16 protein-coding genes are annotated in these 14,106 nt (G+C 63.8%); 9 read left to right on the top strand and 7 right to left on the bottom strand.

Annotated features, from left to right (window positions below; translation table 11 throughout):
* Nucleotides 1-19 precede the first annotated feature (19 nt).
* Nucleotides 20-502, top strand: a complete 483-nt coding sequence (locus F8A10_RS10245; RefSeq protein WP_152367233.1) for a peroxiredoxin — start codon at nt 20-22, stop codon at nt 500-502.
* On the opposite strand, the gene F8A10_RS10240 is transcribed toward F8A10_RS10245, so the two are convergent.
* Nucleotides 436-1,149 (bottom strand): winged helix-turn-helix transcriptional regulator, encoded by a 714-nt coding sequence (locus F8A10_RS10240; RefSeq protein WP_085502622.1) that lies wholly within the window; start codon nt 1,147-1,149, stop codon nt 436-438. The genes F8A10_RS10245 and F8A10_RS10240 overlap by 67 nt on opposite strands.
* Nucleotides 1,150-1,237: 88 nt before the next feature.
* On the opposite strand from F8A10_RS10240, the gene F8A10_RS10235 reads away from it, so the two are divergent.
* The 5 genes from F8A10_RS10235 to F8A10_RS10215 all read left to right on the top strand — a co-directional run bounded on the left by F8A10_RS10235 (nt 1,238) and on the right by F8A10_RS10215 (nt 6,874).
* On the top strand, nt 1,238-1,594 hold the full coding sequence (locus F8A10_RS10235) for a DUF1428 domain-containing protein (protein ID WP_010397195.1): 357 nt from the start codon (nt 1,238-1,240) through the stop codon (nt 1,592-1,594).
* A gap of 11 nt (nt 1,595-1,605) precedes the next feature.
* Nucleotides 1,606-2,394 (top strand): VOC family protein, encoded by a 789-nt coding sequence (locus tag F8A10_RS10230; RefSeq protein ID WP_010397193.1) that lies wholly within the window; start codon nt 1,606-1,608, stop codon nt 2,392-2,394.
* On the top strand, nt 2,391-3,026 hold the full coding sequence (locus tag F8A10_RS10225) for a YceI family protein (protein WP_152367232.1): 636 nt from the start codon (nt 2,391-2,393) through the stop codon (nt 3,024-3,026). Before F8A10_RS10230 ends, F8A10_RS10225 begins: the two co-directional genes overlap by 4 nt.
* A gap of 22 nt (nt 3,027-3,048) precedes the next feature.
* Nucleotides 3,049-3,720: a glutathione S-transferase family protein gene (locus F8A10_RS10220; protein WP_152367231.1), complete on the top strand. Its 672-nt coding sequence runs from the start codon at nt 3,049-3,051 to the stop codon at nt 3,718-3,720.
* A gap of 61 nt (nt 3,721-3,781) precedes the next feature.
* Nucleotides 3,782-6,874 carry a valine--tRNA ligase gene (locus tag F8A10_RS10215; RefSeq protein WP_152367230.1) on the top strand — a complete coding sequence of 1,031 codons (3,093 nt, stop codon included), beginning with the start codon at nt 3,782-3,784 and terminating at the stop codon, nt 6,872-6,874.
* A gap of 43 nt (nt 6,875-6,917) precedes the next feature.
* On the opposite strand, the gene F8A10_RS10210 is transcribed toward F8A10_RS10215, so the two are convergent.
* Both F8A10_RS10210 and F8A10_RS10205 read right to left on the bottom strand, forming a co-directional pair.
* Nucleotides 6,918-7,610 (bottom strand): sirohydrochlorin chelatase, encoded by a 693-nt coding sequence (locus F8A10_RS10210; RefSeq protein ID WP_152367229.1) that lies wholly within the window; start codon nt 7,608-7,610, stop codon nt 6,918-6,920.
* Nucleotides 7,603-8,166, bottom strand: a complete 564-nt coding sequence (locus tag F8A10_RS10205) for a DUF4202 domain-containing protein (RefSeq protein ID WP_152367228.1) — start codon at nt 8,164-8,166, stop codon at nt 7,603-7,605. The genes F8A10_RS10210 and F8A10_RS10205 overlap by 8 nt, the downstream gene beginning before the upstream one ends.
* 89 nt (nt 8,167-8,255) lie before the next feature.
* Here F8A10_RS10205 and F8A10_RS10200 point away from each other — a divergent pair, with 89 nt between their 5' ends.
* Entirely contained in the window at nt 8,256-8,765 is a 510-nt protein-coding gene (locus F8A10_RS10200) for an NnrU family protein (protein WP_152367227.1), read from the top strand.
* Here the strand turns inward: F8A10_RS10200 and F8A10_RS10195 are convergent.
* Nucleotides 8,749-9,753: an NAD(P)/FAD-dependent oxidoreductase gene (locus F8A10_RS10195; RefSeq protein ID WP_010397177.1), complete on the bottom strand. Its 1,005-nt coding sequence runs from the start codon at nt 9,751-9,753 to the stop codon at nt 8,749-8,751. The genes F8A10_RS10200 and F8A10_RS10195 overlap by 17 nt on opposite strands.
* Nucleotides 9,754-9,799: 46 nt before the next feature.
* On the opposite strand from F8A10_RS10195, the gene mnmD reads away from it, so the two are divergent.
* The gene (gene mnmD, locus F8A10_RS10190; RefSeq protein WP_085502629.1) at nt 9,800-10,456 is read left to right on the top strand and encodes a tRNA (5-methylaminomethyl-2-thiouridine)(34)-methyltransferase MnmD; all 657 of its coding nucleotides are present in this window, start codon (nt 9,800-9,802) and stop codon (nt 10,454-10,456) included.
* Here the strand turns inward: mnmD and F8A10_RS10185 are convergent.
* The gene (locus F8A10_RS10185; protein ID WP_085502632.1) at nt 10,453-11,172 is read right to left on the bottom strand and encodes a rhomboid family intramembrane serine protease; all 720 of its coding nucleotides are present in this window, start codon (nt 11,170-11,172) and stop codon (nt 10,453-10,455) included. The genes mnmD and F8A10_RS10185 overlap by 4 nt on opposite strands.
* Nucleotides 11,173-11,278: 106 nt before the next feature.
* Between F8A10_RS10185 and F8A10_RS10180 the strand changes: the two genes are divergently transcribed.
* Entirely contained in the window at nt 11,279-12,547 is a 1,269-nt protein-coding gene (locus F8A10_RS10180; protein ID WP_152367226.1) for a 4-aminobutyrate--2-oxoglutarate transaminase, read from the top strand.
* Between the two features lie 83 nt (nt 12,548-12,630).
* Here F8A10_RS10180 and F8A10_RS10175 read toward each other — a convergent pair whose 3' ends face one another.
* Nucleotides 12,631-13,587: an acetyl-CoA carboxylase carboxyltransferase subunit alpha gene (locus tag F8A10_RS10175; RefSeq protein WP_010397168.1), complete on the bottom strand. Its 957-nt coding sequence runs from the start codon at nt 13,585-13,587 to the stop codon at nt 12,631-12,633.
* A gap of 84 nt (nt 13,588-13,671) precedes the next feature.
* Entirely contained in the window at nt 13,672-14,106 is a 435-nt protein-coding gene (locus F8A10_RS10170; RefSeq protein WP_010397166.1) for a molybdenum cofactor biosynthesis protein MoaE, read from the bottom strand.

The raw sequence follows: 14,106 nt of genomic DNA, 5'->3' as shown, positions 1-14,106 counted from the left end.
ATTGACGGAGGAACCGCGCATGTCCATCGCAAAAGGCGACAAGCTGCCCGAAGGCAAACTGCTGAAACTGGGCGCCAATGGCCCCGAGGAAGTGGCGGTTGCCGATCTGGCCAGGGGCCATGTGGCCATCTTTGCCGTGCCGGGCGCCTATACCCCGACCTGCACCAACGCCCATATGCCAAGCTTTGTGAAAAACGCCGACAAGTTTCGCGAGAAAGGCGTCTCGCGCATGATCTGCATCACGGTGAACGATCCCTTTGTCGCCGGGAAATGGGCGGCTGACACCGGTGCAACCGATGCCGGTATCGAGGTTCTGGCCGATGGCGACGGCAGCTTTACCAAGGCGCTTGGCATGAACATCGAGGCGCCGGGCTGGGTCAATGGCCGCTCCAAACGCTATGCCATGCTGGTCAACGACGGCTCGGTCGAAGAGCTTCAGGTCGAAGAGGCCCCCAGCGCCTGCACGATCTCGTCGGGCGATTCGCTGCTGTCGCTGATCTGAGGCTTCAGGCTGAAAAGCGACGTGAACCCCTGCGCGGCGGCGTGATCGCCGCGCAACCCCACCAGACCTGCGGCGGCCAGCGCCATCGGCCCCGGCCCATATATCGCCGCGGCCAGTGCATTGCCCGACCCCTCCATGACGAAATCGGCCACCGGCTCACGCATGGCGCGGACCTGCGGTATGCCGGCCGCGGACAGCGTGACCTCAAATCCCTCTTTGCCTGAAACAAACCCCGCACGCAGAGGTAATCCGGCAGCACGCGCCCGATCCACCGTGGCCGAGATCGAAATCATCAGCGCCGAGATGCTGATGAACTTGGCCGGGTCATGCCCCGGCATCCGCAACGCCCAGCGGCAAAGCTCGCGCAGCACCGGATGCAGTGCCCGACCTGCATCGGTCAGCGCATAAACCCCCAGCACATCATCATGCGCCACCACCCCCGCCTGCACCAACTGGGTCAGGCGCTGGGTCAGCACGCTTGCCGTCACACCCGGCAGCCCGGCGCGCAGCATCTGAAAGCGCTTGGGCTGAAACATCAGCTCACGCACCACCAAAAGCGCCCAGCGGTCGCCGATGAAATTCAGCGCATGGGCGCCAAGGCACCCTTCTTCATAGCGTAAACGCAGAGTTTTGCCAGTTTCAGTCATGTTTTAATATTAACAGTTGCTTTTTAATACTTCAAGTGCCAACCTGCGACTCATTGGCGCATTCAGCGCCCGGTGAGGAGGAAAAGAGATGACCTATTACTCTGGCTTCCTGCTGGCGGTTCCGACGGCCAACAAGCAGAAATACATCGACATGGCTCAGGCAGCCTGGCCCATGTTCAAACGCTACGGCGCCTTGCGCATGGTCGAATGCTGGGGCGTCGACGTCCCCCGCGGCAAGGTCAATGATTTCTACATGTCCACCCAGGCAAAGGATGACGAAACCGTCGTGTTTTCCTGGATCGAATGGCCCGACAAGGCAACTGCCGATGCGAGCTATGAAAAGATGATGTCCGACCCCGAGATGCAAAAACCGCCAGAAATGCCTTTTGACGGCATGCGGATGATGTGGGGCGGGTTCGAACCCATCGTCGATGTGAAAGCCTGAAGGGAACCGCCATGTATCACGGAAAACCCTGCTGGTTCGAGCTTTCGACCGCGAAAGGCGCGCTTGCCGAGGCCGGGGCCTTTTATGGCAAGATCCTTGGCTGGACCACTGCCGACGCCGGGATGGAGGGCTTTACCTATCACCTTGCCAGCCATGGCGGCGACATGGTTGCCGGACTGATGGAGACGCCGGAGGATTGCGCCGACGTCCCTCTGTCCTGGATGATCTATTTCGACGTCGATGACGCCGATGCAGCCGTCGCCAAGATCAGGAACCTTGGCGGCTCGGCCCTTCGCGAACCCGAAGATATTCCCCACACGGGGCGCTTTGCGGTCGTCGCGGATCCTCAGGGCGCGGTCTTTGGTATCCTGCAGCCACTGCCGATGGACCCCCAGCCCCCGGTCGAGGACGGGGCATGGAACCAGCGTAAAGAGGCCCATGGCAACTGGGTCGAGCTGATGTCTACCGATCCCGTGGCCGGATTCGGCTTCTATTCCGAGCTGTTTGGCTGGACGAAATCCACCGCCATGGACATGGGAGAGATGGGGACCTACCAACTGTTTTCGTGGCAGGGGGCCGAGATCGGCGGCATGATGGGTCTGGGAAATTCGCCCGTGCCCTGCTGGCTGCCCTATTTCGGCGTGAACGGCGTCGCAGCCGCTCTGGATCGCATCCGCGACGGCGGCGGCGAGGTGGTGCATGGTCCGATCGAGGTGCCCGGCCCGGCCTTCATCGCCGTCGCCCGCGACCCGCAAGGTGTGTATTTCGCGCTGGTCGGTCCCAAGGAGGTTGCATCATGATCCGTGCCTCTTTGATCGCAATCGCTCTCTGGGCGGGGCCTGCCGCCGCCCAGGAGGTGACACCCGACAGCATCCCGCGCGGCCAGCAGGACTATCACGCCGCCAGCGCCGGGACCTACCGGCTGGACCCGGCGCATACCGCCGTCCAGACCCGCGTGCCGCATATGGGCTTTTCAGTAAGCGTTTTCCGCTTTGGCTCGGTCTCGGGTCAGCTGGAGTGGAATCCCGACGATCCGGCGCAAAACCGGCTTGAAGCCGAGGTCGAGATCGCCTCACTTTCAACCCCGGTCGAGGGGTTTGCCGAAATCCTGACCGGCCCCGACTATCTCGACAGCGCAAAGAACCCGACAGCACGCTTTGCGGCCGACGGTTTCACTGCCGACAGCCTGACAGCGGGCAAGGTCCAGGGACAGCTGACATTGCTGGGCAAGACCCTGCCCGCTACCTTTGACGTGACCCTGATCGGTGCGGGCAAAGGCTTTACCGGGGATGAGGCTGGCAACCCGATCATCCGCGACCTGATCGGAGTTCATGCCGAAACGCAGATCGACCCGCAGGCCTATGGCATGAGTCAGTTCTTTACCGATCCGATCACCATTGAGGTCGATGCCGAGTTCGCCCGGCAGGAATGACGCCCGGAAAGCAGGCCAAACCATGCTGACGCTGTATTATCACCCGCTGGCTTCTTATTGCTGGAAACCGCTCATCGCGCTTTACGAGGCGGGGACCGCGTTTACGCCGCGCCTTGTGGATCTCGCGCAGCCGGACGATGCGGCATTGCTGGAACGGCTGTGGCCAATGCGGCTGTTTCCGGTTCTTGAGGATGGCGATACGGTGCTGCCGGAAAGCTCGATCATCATCGAATATCTGGACCTGCATCACCCGGGGCCCCATCGCCTGATCCCCGCCGACCCCAAGGCCGCACTTCAGGTGCGGCTATGGGACCGCTTTTTTGACATGCACATGGAATCGCCTGTGCAGGAAATCGTCCGCGACGCCCTGCGACCCGAGTCGCGCCGCGACCCGCAGACGGTGGCCGAGCAAAAAGAAAAGCTGGATCGCGCCTATATCGCAGCCGAGCGGCATCTGGCCGCCTGCGACAACGACAGCTGGATCGCAGGCGCGTTCTCTTTGGCAGATTGCGCGGCCATGCCTGCACTGTTCTATGCCGGGGCGATTCACCCCTTTTATGCCCATCCGGCACTGTCGGAGTATTTCACGCGGCTGACCCGGCGCCCTTCGGCCGGGCGTGTGATCGAGGGCGCGCGGCCCTGGTTTCAATATTTTCCCTTCCGGCAGGGGATTGCAGCGCAGTTCCTGGCCTAGCGCCTCTTGGCCTTTTGCCCGCGCTTCGCTATCCCCAACGCGATTCAAGGGGTGAAACACCATGGCCATGGACAAGAACTTCGACGCGCAAACCGCCGAGGCCCGGATTGCGCGGGAATGGGCGGCAAGAAACGCCTTTGCCGCAGGCGCCAATGCAAAACCGGGGGCGGACAGCTTCTCGGTGGTAATCCCACCCCCGAACGTAACCGGCAGCCTGCATATCGGCCACGCCCTGAACAATACGCTGCAAGACATTCTGGTGCGCTGGCACCGGATGCGGGGCTTTGACACGCTGTGGCAGCCCGGTCAGGACCATGCCGGCATCGCCACCCAGATGGTCGTCGAACGCCAGATGGCCGAACGGCAGGAGCCAAACCGCCGCGACATCGGGCGCGAGGCCTTTTTGCAAAAGGTCTGGGCCTGGAAACAGGAATCAGGCGACACGATCATCGAACAGCTCAAGCGGCTTGGCGCCTCGTGCGACTGGTCGCGCAACGCCTTTACCATGTCCGGCGCCCCCGGCGCGCCAGCGGGCGAACAAGGCAACTTCCACGATGCCGTCATCAAGGTCTTTGTCGAGATGTATGACAAGGGGCTGATCTACCGCGGCAAGCGGCTGGTCAACTGGGACCCCCATTTTGAGACCGCGATCAGCGATCTTGAGGTCGAGAACCGCGAGATTCCCGGCCATATGTGGCATTTTAAATACCCGCTCGCCGGCGGCGAGACCTATGAATATGTCGAGCGTGACCAGGACGGGAACGTCACCCTGCGCGAGACGCGCGACTATATCAGCATCGCCACCACCCGCCCCGAAACCATGCTGGGCGACGGCGCAGTCGCGGTTCATCCCGATGATCCCCGCTATGCCCCGATCGTCGGCAAGCTGTGCGAAATCCCGGTCGGACCCAAGGAATACCGCCGTCTGATCCCGATCATCACCGACGAATATCCCGACCCCGATTTCGGGTCAGGCGCGGTCAAGATCACCGGCGCGCATGACTTTAACGACTATGGCGTCGCCCTGCGCAACAACATCCCGCTTTATGTGCTGCTGGACGGCAAGGGGCGGATGCGCGCGGACGGGCTGAGCTATGCGGAAAGCGCCGGGATCGCCACCCGCGCGGCCCGGGGCGAGGATGTGGGCGATGTCTCAAACGTCAATCTGGTGCCCGAAGAGCTGCGCGGCCTTGACCGCTATGAGGCGCGGGCGCGCGTGGTCGAGGCAATCACCAGCGAAGGGCTGGCCGTCACCTATCTACATAAGGAAATCGACAAGGAAACTGGCGCTGAACATCTTGAGCGTCGTCCCCTGGTCGAATCCAAGCCGATCATGCAGCCCTTTGGCGACCGCTCGGGCGTGGTGATCGAGCCGATGCTGACCGACCAGTGGTTCGTGGATACGGCCAAGATCGTCGGCCCGGCCATCGAGGCAGTCCGCTCGGGTCAGACCCGGATCCTGCCCGAACAGCACGAAAAGGTCTATTTCCACTGGCTTGAAAACATCGAGCCATGGACCATTTCCCGCCAGCTGTGGTGGGGTCACCAGATCCCGGTCTGGTACGGCCTCGACCTGCGGCTTGAAGGTCAGGTCGATGACGATCATGACGGCGCGCTTGACGAGGTCGAGATCTTTGCCCTGCTGGAAGAAGGCCTTGTCCACCGCGACGAGGTCCACCATGCCGCATCGAATTTCGCCGAGGTGGCCGAGAAGTTCCGCGATTCCATCGCCGCGCTGCCGGTTCCGCTGGAAACCGCCCGGGTGATCGAGGTTGCCGACCGCGCGGCCGCCATCGACGCCTTTGCCCAGGGGCTTGCCGATTACAACCTGTCGCAGGACCCGACCAGACTGGTTTATCCGGTCTGGCGCGACCCCGATGTGCTCGACACCTGGTTCTCGTCCGGGCTATGGCCGATCGGGACACTTGGCTGGCCCGAGGACACGGCCGAGCTGCGCAGGTATTTCCCGACAGACGTTCTGGTGACGGGTTTCGACATCATCTTCTTCTGGGTGGCCCGGATGATGATGATGCAGCTGGCCGTGGTCGGTCAGGTGCCCTTCCACACTGTCTATGTTCACGGACTGGTGCGCGACGAAAAAGGCGCCAAGATGTCGAAGTCGAAAGGCAACGTCATCGACCCTCTGGTGCTGATCGACGAATATGGTGCGGACGCGCTGCGCTTTACCCTGACCAGCATGGCCGCGATGGGCCGCGACCCTAAGCTTGGGCCGAAACATGTCGAGGTAAACCGCAACTTTGTCACCAAGCTGTGGAACGCGACCCGCTTTGCCGAAATGAACGGCGTGCGCGGGGGTGTTGCCCTGCCGCAACCGCGCCATGTCGTGAACCGCTGGATCATCGGCGAGGTCGCACGCATCCGTCAGGCGACCGACGAGGCGCTGGCGAGTTTCCGCTTTAACGATGCCGCGACCGGGCTTTACGCCTTTGTCTGGGGCAAGGTCTGCGACTGGTATGTCGAATTCTCGAAGCCGCTGTTCGATGGCGAGTTCGGCGATGAAACCCGCGCCACCATGGGCTGGGTTCTGGATCAGTGCTATACGCTTTTGCATCCGATCATGCCCTTTGTCACCGAAGAGCTTTGGTCGCTGACCGGCGACCGGGCAGGCATGCTCATCCATGGTGACTGGCCGGAATATGGTGCCGAGCTGATCGACGCCGAGGCTGACCGTCAGATGAACTGGGTGATCCAGCTGATCGAAAACATCCGCTCGGCCCGTGCCCAGATCGGCGTGCCGGCAGGTGCCCGTCCCGAGCTGATCGTGACCGAGGCCGATGACGCCGCCCGCGCCGCCCTTGCCGCCAACGGCCCGCTGATCGAGCGTCTGGCCCGGGTCGGCGCACCGAAAGAGGGTGCAGTCGGCCCCGGCATGATCTCGGTCGCGGCACTGGGGGCAAGCTTTGCCTTGCCGGTGGGCGAGATGATCGACGTCAAGACCGAGACCGCGCGGCTGGAAAAGGCCGCCGCCAAGACGGAAAAGGATGCGCAGGGCCTGCGTGGTCGGCTGGCGAACCCCAAATTCGTCGAACATGCCGAACCCGAGGTCATCGAAGAGACGCGCGAAAAACTCGCCGCGCTCGAAGACGACCTGACCCGCATCCGCGGGGCGCTGGCGCAGCTCGCCTCGATGTAATCCCTGCGCTCCCCGCGGGACACCGCACCGCAATACACTTATCTCAGGGCCGTTCGGACAAGGCGGCCCTGATGCTATTTGCGATCATCCTGGGCACTTCGGGCGCCAGCCCGACGGGCGGCAGGGTCAGGCCGCGAAACCCGGCCCCGGCCAGCGCCGTGGGCAAGTCGTCAGTGACGTGATCGGCCCCGGTGGCAAAAAGCGGCAGGCAGATCGACTGCGCCGGCAAACCGCGCGCGGCATCGGCAAGGCGCGGCTCCTCTTCGATAAAACCGCACGAGACAGCGGCAACATGGGGGGCAAGCGTCTTGGCCATCTGCTGCGCGGCCTCGGCAGGGGCACGCGAACGCCCCGAGCCATGTGCAGCGATCAAAAGATGCGTCTGCGCCATAGACCACCTCTGCCCTGCCGCCGCCTCGGAGATCAGGGCAAGGCACAGGCCCGGCAATCCCGGATCGCTGCCAAAGGGTGGCAGGACGCGTGCCCGCGCCGCACCGGAAAGCGTCAGGCGGCGGGGCAGCTCGCTGCGGGTAAACCATCCCGTGGCCATGAACAGCGGATAGATCAGCGTCTTATCATCAGCGATATCCAGCGCGCCGGGCATGGCAAGCGTCGCGCCCCGCACCTGCGCCTGAGGCAAAAGCGCGGCGACACGGGCCGCCAGCGCCTCGACCGCATTTTGCTGCGGGACCGGATCGCCCGGCTGACCATGGGCGACGATCAGCGCCTTACGCACGAAAGGCGGCGGCGAAAGGCTCGGGGATCGCGAACTCCCCAAGCGCCCGGGCGCGGGCCATGGTGGACATCTTGCGTGCGGTCTTTTCAACGATGCGCTGCAATTCCTCAGGGTCGCGCCCCTCGGCAAAGGGGCCCATATACCAGCGGATAAAGGTAAAGCAGGCCACATCCTCAAGCGCCTGCACCTCGGGGTCGCGCTTGATGCCCTGTTTGGTCAGCATCCGTTCGGCTGCTGCGATGTCATCCCCGTCATAGCCAGCCTCGCGCATGATCCCGGCGATACGGGCGGCATGGCGGCGACCCTGCTCGGTCCGCCATGCCAGATAGCCCGCCCGGTCCATGGGATAGGCATCGCGCGGCAAAAGGAACCGCTCGACATGCTGGCCGCGACAGGCGATGCGCACGGGCTCAGAGGCATCAGGGTACAGCGTCTCTTGCTCGGCCGTCATGCGCTGGCCGTAAAGAAGCGCCTCGGGCCGCCCTTCGGCGTCCAGATGCGGGTCGGCGGAATTAGCCTTGTCGATGGCGTCAAAAGCGGTCTGAAGGCGTGTCATGGGGTCCCCTTTTTCGCGTCATCATGCCGCAGCAGGGCGCGGCGTCAACGCGGATTGCCGTCACAGGGGCGCAAGGCTAGGCTGGCGGCATGGAATGGGGCGAATTTGCATTGGCGCTGGCGGCTTTTCTGGGCTCGCATGTGATCCCGGCCCGATTCCGCGAGCCGCTGATCCGTACGCTGGGGCGGCGGGGCTATGTCATCGGTTACAGCCTGTTGTCGCTTGCGCTGCTGTACTGGCTGATCCTTGCCGCCGCCCGCGCCCCCTTTGTCGAGATCTGGCCGCAAGAGCCGTGGATGCGCTGGCTTGCCAATATCGCCATGCCCATAGCGGTGCTGGCAGCGCTGACCGGCGGCATGGCGGGGTTGATGGCGGGCTTTACCCTGTGGGGCGCAGCGCATTTGATCGCCAACGGCGATCTGGCGCATGTGATCCTGTTCGGGCTGCTGCTTGCCTATGCCCTGTTCGGGCTGGCGATCAGCCTGCGACGCGGATGGGCCCTGCGGCTGACCTGGCCGCGCCTTGCGCTGGCCGTTCTGATCTGGGCAGGGCTGTTCCACCTGCACCCCATGGTAATCGGGGTCAGCCCGGCACCCTGAAGCCCTCGGGGATGCGATCACGCCCCTCAAGGATCAGATCAGCCAGCATTCCTGCGCAGGCCGGGGCCATGGCAAGGCCGATTTTGAAACCACCGTTGGCGACGTAATGGCCCGGCCGCCCCGGCCATGGCCCGACGATGGGCGCGCGGGAGCGCGCGCGCGGGCGGATGCCGGCCCAGCGATCAACGACCGGTGCATCCCCCAGTGCCGGACACAGGGCGCGGGCCTTGTCTATCAGCACCTCAAGCTGGGCGTCGGTGCCGGTGTCCATGACATCGCGTTCCGAGGTCGAGCCAATGGCCACGGTCCCGTCCGCATGGGGCACGATATGGACCCCATCGGCAAAGACCTGCGGGGCATCGGCCATATCCAGCGCCAGAAGCGCCGACTGGCCCTTGACCCCGCCGCCGCCAAAGGGCGCAAGACCGGCCACTCCGGTCGCCCAGATCGCGGGGGCGTCGGGCGCGGCCTGCCCCTCGATGAGCTCTCCGCCCCGGGCGATGATCGCGGCGGCAAGCGCGGCACCTGCACGGCGTGGACTGACCCGCGCGGTCAGTCGGTCCACCAACCACAGGCCCGAAGGCGACAGGGGCACCAACGGCGCCTGTGGCGCCTCAGTCATCTCCATTCCCGCCCATTCTGGCCAGTTGGCGCGGGCTGCCTCGATCCGTTCGGCCATCCGCGCCTCGGACCCCTCGGGCACGGGCTGGATACGACCGGTGCGGGCGTAACCAGGATCGACCCCGCCCGCCGCGGCAACCTCGGTCCACCACCCTTCGGCAGCTATCAGAGCCTCCAGCTGGACCTGCTTTTTGGCGTTCCAGTTCTCGGGCGCGTGGGGGGCAAGCGCGCCGACATGCCCGCCCGAGGCACCTGCCCCGATCCGCGCCGCCTCAAAGACGCGCACCCGTATGCCACGCCGCAGCAGCTCCCATGCGCAGGCAAGGCCAAAGACACCTGCGCCCGCCACTGTGATTTCGCTTGCCATTCCGCCGCCCCTTGCCGCATCTGCCTGCAAAAAGGAGTTAGCGCGGATGGCCAAGCGCGACCAGAGCAGCGCCGATCTGGATTGGCGTGACGGGGCGATTCCTGTCTCGCGCCGCTTTGACGACCCCTACTTCAGCCTCAGCGGCGGGCTGGACGAGACGCGCCACGTCTTTCTGGCCGGAAACGATCTGCCCGCCCGGTTGCGGCCCGGCTTTCACGTCGCCGAACTGGGCTTTGGCACTGGGCTGAACCTTCTGGCACTGGCGCAGATCGCAACTGTGCCGATCCGCTTTACCAGCTTTGAGGCCTTTCCGATGAGCGCCGATGAACTGGCCCGCGCCCATGCCGCCTTTCCCGAGCTTGCCCCGCTTGCAGCCCAGTTACGCGAGGGCTGGCCGCAACAGCATCTGACCGTCGGGCTGGTTCAGGCCGAAATCATCCAGGCCGATGCGCGCGAGGCCCTGCCCGTATGGGATGGACAGGCGGATGCGTGGTTTCTGGACGGGTTTTCGCCAGCCAAAAACCCCGAGCTTTGGGGCGAGGCACTAATGACCGAGGTCGCACGCCACACCGCCGCGGGCGGGACCTTTGCGACCTACACAGCGGCAGGCCATGTACGACGGGCACTGGCGGCGGCAGGTTTTACCGTCAGTCGCGCGCCGGGCTTTGCCGGCAAGCGCCACATGAGCCGCGGCCGGCTTTAGCGCCGACGCACCGGCGGGATGCGTGAGGGGGCATAGGCCGGGGCATGAGGCGGGCGACCATGGGTGCGCTGCCAGAAACCCGACCCGCCCCGACGCAGAAACAGCGGCACGGCAAATACGATCCCCGCCAGGAACCCCGCTGCATGGGCCACATAGGCAACGCCGTCATCGACCATGCTGGCGCTTGAGACCAGCTGGATGCCGAACCATGCCAGCAACAGCACCCATGCCGGAATGGTAAAGCGGCGAATAATAATGATGATAATGGCGATGACATCGACGCGGGCGCGCGGGAACATCAGCAGATAGCCGCCCATTACCCCGGCAATTGCACCCGAAGCGCCGATCATGGGGACATCGCTCATCGGGTCGGCCGCGATCTGGCCCGCCGCCGCCGCCAACCCGCAGGCAAGGTAAAAGACCAGAAAGCCGAAACGCCCCATCTGATCTTCCAGATTGTCGCCAAAAACCCACAGGAACAGCATGTTACCGGCGATATGCATGATCCCGGCATGCAGGAACATATGCGTTACCAGCCCCCACAGCCAGTCGCCATGGCTGACCGCCACCGGGTATAGCGCAAGGCGGTTCCACAGACCGACCTCTCCGCCCGCCCATGGCATGGTGATGAGAAACATCGCCACGTTCAGAAAGATCAGCGCATAGGTCACATAGGGCGTGCGCTCGGATGGGTTATGGTCGCGGATCGGAAACATGACTTCAGCCTGAAGCATCACCGGGTGCTGTGCAAGCGGCCCTGTTCGGATCGCCGGGCCGCGTATAGCATCGACCCCGAATCGCATCGAGTAAGGGGCGCCCAGTATGACCAGCCTGACCGAACGCAAGAATGCCGCCATCTCGCGCGGGGTGGGGATGACGACCCAGATCTATGCCGAACGCGCCGAGAATTCCGAGATCTGGGACAAAGAGGGCAAGCGCTATATCGACTTTGCCGCCGGGATCGCCGTGGTCAACACCGGCCACCGTCACCCAAAGGTGATCGGGGCGGTGCGTGCTCAGCTCGACCGTTTTACCCATACCTGCCATCAGGTCGTGCCCTATGAAAACTACGTTGCCCTGGCCGAGCGGCTGAACCAGCTTGTCCCCGGCGACGGGCCGAAAAAGACCGCCTTTTACACCACCGGGGCAGAGGCAGTGGAAAACGCGGTCAAGATCGCCCGCCATTACACCGGTCGCGCCGGGATCATCGCATTTGCAGGGGGCTTTCACGGCCGCACCTTCCTTGGCATGTCGCTGACCGGCAAGGTCCAGCCCTATAAGGCAGGCTTTGGGCCGATGATGAACGACGTCTGGCACCTGCCATTCCCCAACCCCTTGCATGGCGTGACTGCCGACGAGGCGCTGGCGGCGCTTGACCGGCTGTTCCGCGCCGATATCGACCCCTCGCGCGTTGCAGCCATCATCATCGAGCCGGTGCAGGGCGAGGGCGGCTTTTATGAGGCGCCGACCGGCTTTATCCAGCGCCTGCGCGAGATCTGCGACCAGTATTCGATCCTGCTGATCGCCGACGAGGTTCAGACCGGCTTTGCCCGCACCGGCAAGCTGTTCGCGATGGAACATCACGGGGTTGCCGCCGATCTGACCACCATGGCCAAGGGGCTGGGCGGCGGCCTGCCGATCAGCGCCGTCACCGGACGGGCCGAAGTGATGGACAGCCCCGCCCCCGGCGGGCTTGGCGGCACCTATGCGGGCAACCCTCTGGCCGTCGCCGCCGCCCATGCGGTGCTGGACGTGATCGCAGAAGAGGACCTTTGCGAACGTGCCACCCGGCTTGGCCAGCGGCTGAAACAGCGCCTGGCCGGCATCGCCGATTCGGTGCCCGAGATTGTCGATATTCGCGGTCCGGGTTTTATGAACGCGGTCGAGTTCAACCTTGCCGGCACCGACAAGCCGAACCCCGATTTTGCCAACCGCGTCCGCGAAGAGGCGCTGAAACGCGGCCTGATCCTGTTGACCTGCGGCGTGCACGGCAATGTCATCCGTTTCCTCGCGCCGTTAACCATTCAGGATCAGGTCTTTGACGAGGCGCTGGATATCCTGGAAGCCGCGCTTAGGGCTGCGCGGGAATAAATCAGCGCCAAGACCGCGAAAGATCAAATGGAAAGGTCCGCCCCGACAGGACGGACCTTTGATTTCCCCGGGGCTTTTCGGCCTCAGCTCAGCGCCTTGGACCCCATGTTCAGGAATTTCTGCCGCCGCTCGTTGATCAGTTCCGCGGGTTTCTTGCCCTGAAGCTCACCCAACATTGCGGCGATAGCCTCGCCCACAGCAGCGACTGCTTCTTCGGGGGCGCGCTGCGCGCCGCCCATCGGTTCAGAGATGATGCGGTCAATAACATCAAGCTTTTTCAGATCCTGCGCCGTCAGTTTCAGCGCATGGGCGGCCTCGCGCATCTTTTCGGCGTCTTTCCACAGAATCGAGGCGCATCCTTCGGGCGAGATCACCGAATAGATCGAGTGTTCCAGCATGGCGATACGGTTCGCCGTGGCAAAGGCCACAGCCCCGCCGGAACCGCCTTCGCCGATGATGACCGAAATCAGCGGCACGCCGATCTGCAAGCATTTCTCGGTCGCCCGGGCAATAGCCTCAGACTGGCCGCGCTCTTCCGCACCTTTGCCTGGATAGGCGCCGGGCGTGTCGACAAGCGTGATCACCGGCAGGCGGAAACGATCGGCCATATCCATCAGGCGGATCGCCTTGCGATACCCTTCGGGCCGGGCCATGCCGAAATTGTGAAAGATGCGCGATTTGGTATCATTGCCCTTTTCATGGCCGATGACCACGCAGGGCTGATCCTTAAAACGCGCAAGACCGCCCATGACGGCATGATCCTCGCCAAAGGCGCGGTCGCCGGCCAGGGGTGTGTATTCGCTGAACAACACGTCGATATAGTCGCGGCAATGGGGCCGCTCGGGGTGGCGGGCGACCTGCGTCTTGCGCCACGGATCAAGCTGTTTGTAGAGATCGCGCAGCATTTCCTCGGCCTTACGGTCAAGGGCGGCCGCCTCTTTCTCCAGATCAACACCTTCACCCTTTCGGGCCAATGCACGCAGTTCCTCGGCCTTGCCCTCAAGATCGGCAAGGGGCTTTTCGAACTCCAGGTAAGTCATGCAGGGCTCCGCGCTGTCATCCGGTCGGGTCTGTCTGGTCCGCGCCCTATATGATCGCCGCGCGCCGGGAATGCAACTTTTGCCTCACCACCGTGACAAGGCGTCCTCATCCTCGGCCTTTGCTTCGACCCAATCACCGGGACCGTCAGGACCGATTTCGCGTTTCCAGAAGGGGGCGCGGGATTTCAGCCAGTCCATCAGGTATTCCGCCGCCTCAAATGCCGCCTTGCGGTGCCGGGCGGCTGTGGCGACCATCATGATCTGTTCACCGACTTCAAGACGGCCGAAGCGGTGGATGATCCGCCAGCCGGTCAGGCCAAAACGTTGTGCTGCCTGCTCGCCATAGGCTTGCAGCGCCTTTTCGGTCATGCCGGGATAATGTTCGATCTCAAGTGCGACCAGACGACCATCTTCGTCGCGCACCAGGCCCGAAAAGCTTACGACCGCGCCTGCGCCTGCGCCAAAGCCTGCCAGCTCGGCACCAAGGTCAAAGGGCACGCTTTGGACCCGGGCCGTCAT

Source organism: Paracoccus kondratievae, assembly GCF_009301415.1.
GTDB classification, from domain to species: Bacteria; Pseudomonadota; Alphaproteobacteria; order Rhodobacterales; family Rhodobacteraceae; genus Paracoccus; species Paracoccus kondratievae.
Note: the sequence above shows the minus strand (reverse complement) of the source record. Positions and strands in the feature narration are given on the sequence as shown.

Bases quoted from the DNA above. Each gene is read 5' to 3' on its own strand.
- F8A10_RS10245 (WP_152367233.1), top strand. From the start codon at position 20: ATGTCCATCGCAAAAGGCGACAAGCTGCCCGAAGGCAAACTGCTGAAA.
- F8A10_RS10240 (WP_085502622.1), bottom strand. From the start codon at position 1,149: ATGACTGAAACTGGCAAAACTCTGCGTTTACGCTATGAAGAAGGGTGC.
- F8A10_RS10235 (WP_010397195.1), top strand. From the start codon at position 1,238: ATGACCTATTACTCTGGCTTCCTGCTGGCGGTTCCGACGGCCAACAAG.
- F8A10_RS10230 (WP_010397193.1), top strand. From the start codon at position 1,606: ATGTATCACGGAAAACCCTGCTGGTTCGAGCTTTCGACCGCGAAAGGC.
- F8A10_RS10225 (WP_152367232.1), top strand. From the start codon at position 2,391: ATGATCCGTGCCTCTTTGATCGCAATCGCTCTCTGGGCGGGGCCTGCC.
- F8A10_RS10220 (WP_152367231.1), top strand. From the start codon at position 3,049: ATGCTGACGCTGTATTATCACCCGCTGGCTTCTTATTGCTGGAAACCG.
- F8A10_RS10215 (WP_152367230.1), top strand. From the start codon at position 3,782: ATGGCCATGGACAAGAACTTCGACGCGCAAACCGCCGAGGCCCGGATT.
- F8A10_RS10205 (WP_152367228.1), bottom strand. From the start codon at position 8,166: ATGACACGCCTTCAGACCGCTTTTGACGCCATCGACAAGGCTAATTCC.
- F8A10_RS10200 (WP_152367227.1), top strand. From the start codon at position 8,256: ATGGAATGGGGCGAATTTGCATTGGCGCTGGCGGCTTTTCTGGGCTCG.
- F8A10_RS10195 (WP_010397177.1), bottom strand. From the start codon at position 9,753: ATGGCAAGCGAAATCACAGTGGCGGGCGCAGGTGTCTTTGGCCTTGCC.
- mnmD (WP_085502629.1), top strand. From the start codon at position 9,800: ATGGCCAAGCGCGACCAGAGCAGCGCCGATCTGGATTGGCGTGACGGG.
- F8A10_RS10185 (WP_085502632.1), bottom strand. From the start codon at position 11,172: ATGTTTCCGATCCGCGACCATAACCCATCCGAGCGCACGCCCTATGTG.
- F8A10_RS10180 (WP_152367226.1), top strand. From the start codon at position 11,279: ATGACCAGCCTGACCGAACGCAAGAATGCCGCCATCTCGCGCGGGGTG.
- F8A10_RS10175 (WP_010397168.1), bottom strand. From the start codon at position 13,587: ATGACTTACCTGGAGTTCGAAAAGCCCCTTGCCGATCTTGAGGGCAAG.
- F8A10_RS10170 (WP_010397166.1), bottom strand. From the start codon at position 14,106: ATGACGGCCCGGGTCCAAAGCGTGCCCTTTGACCTTGGTGCCGAGCTG.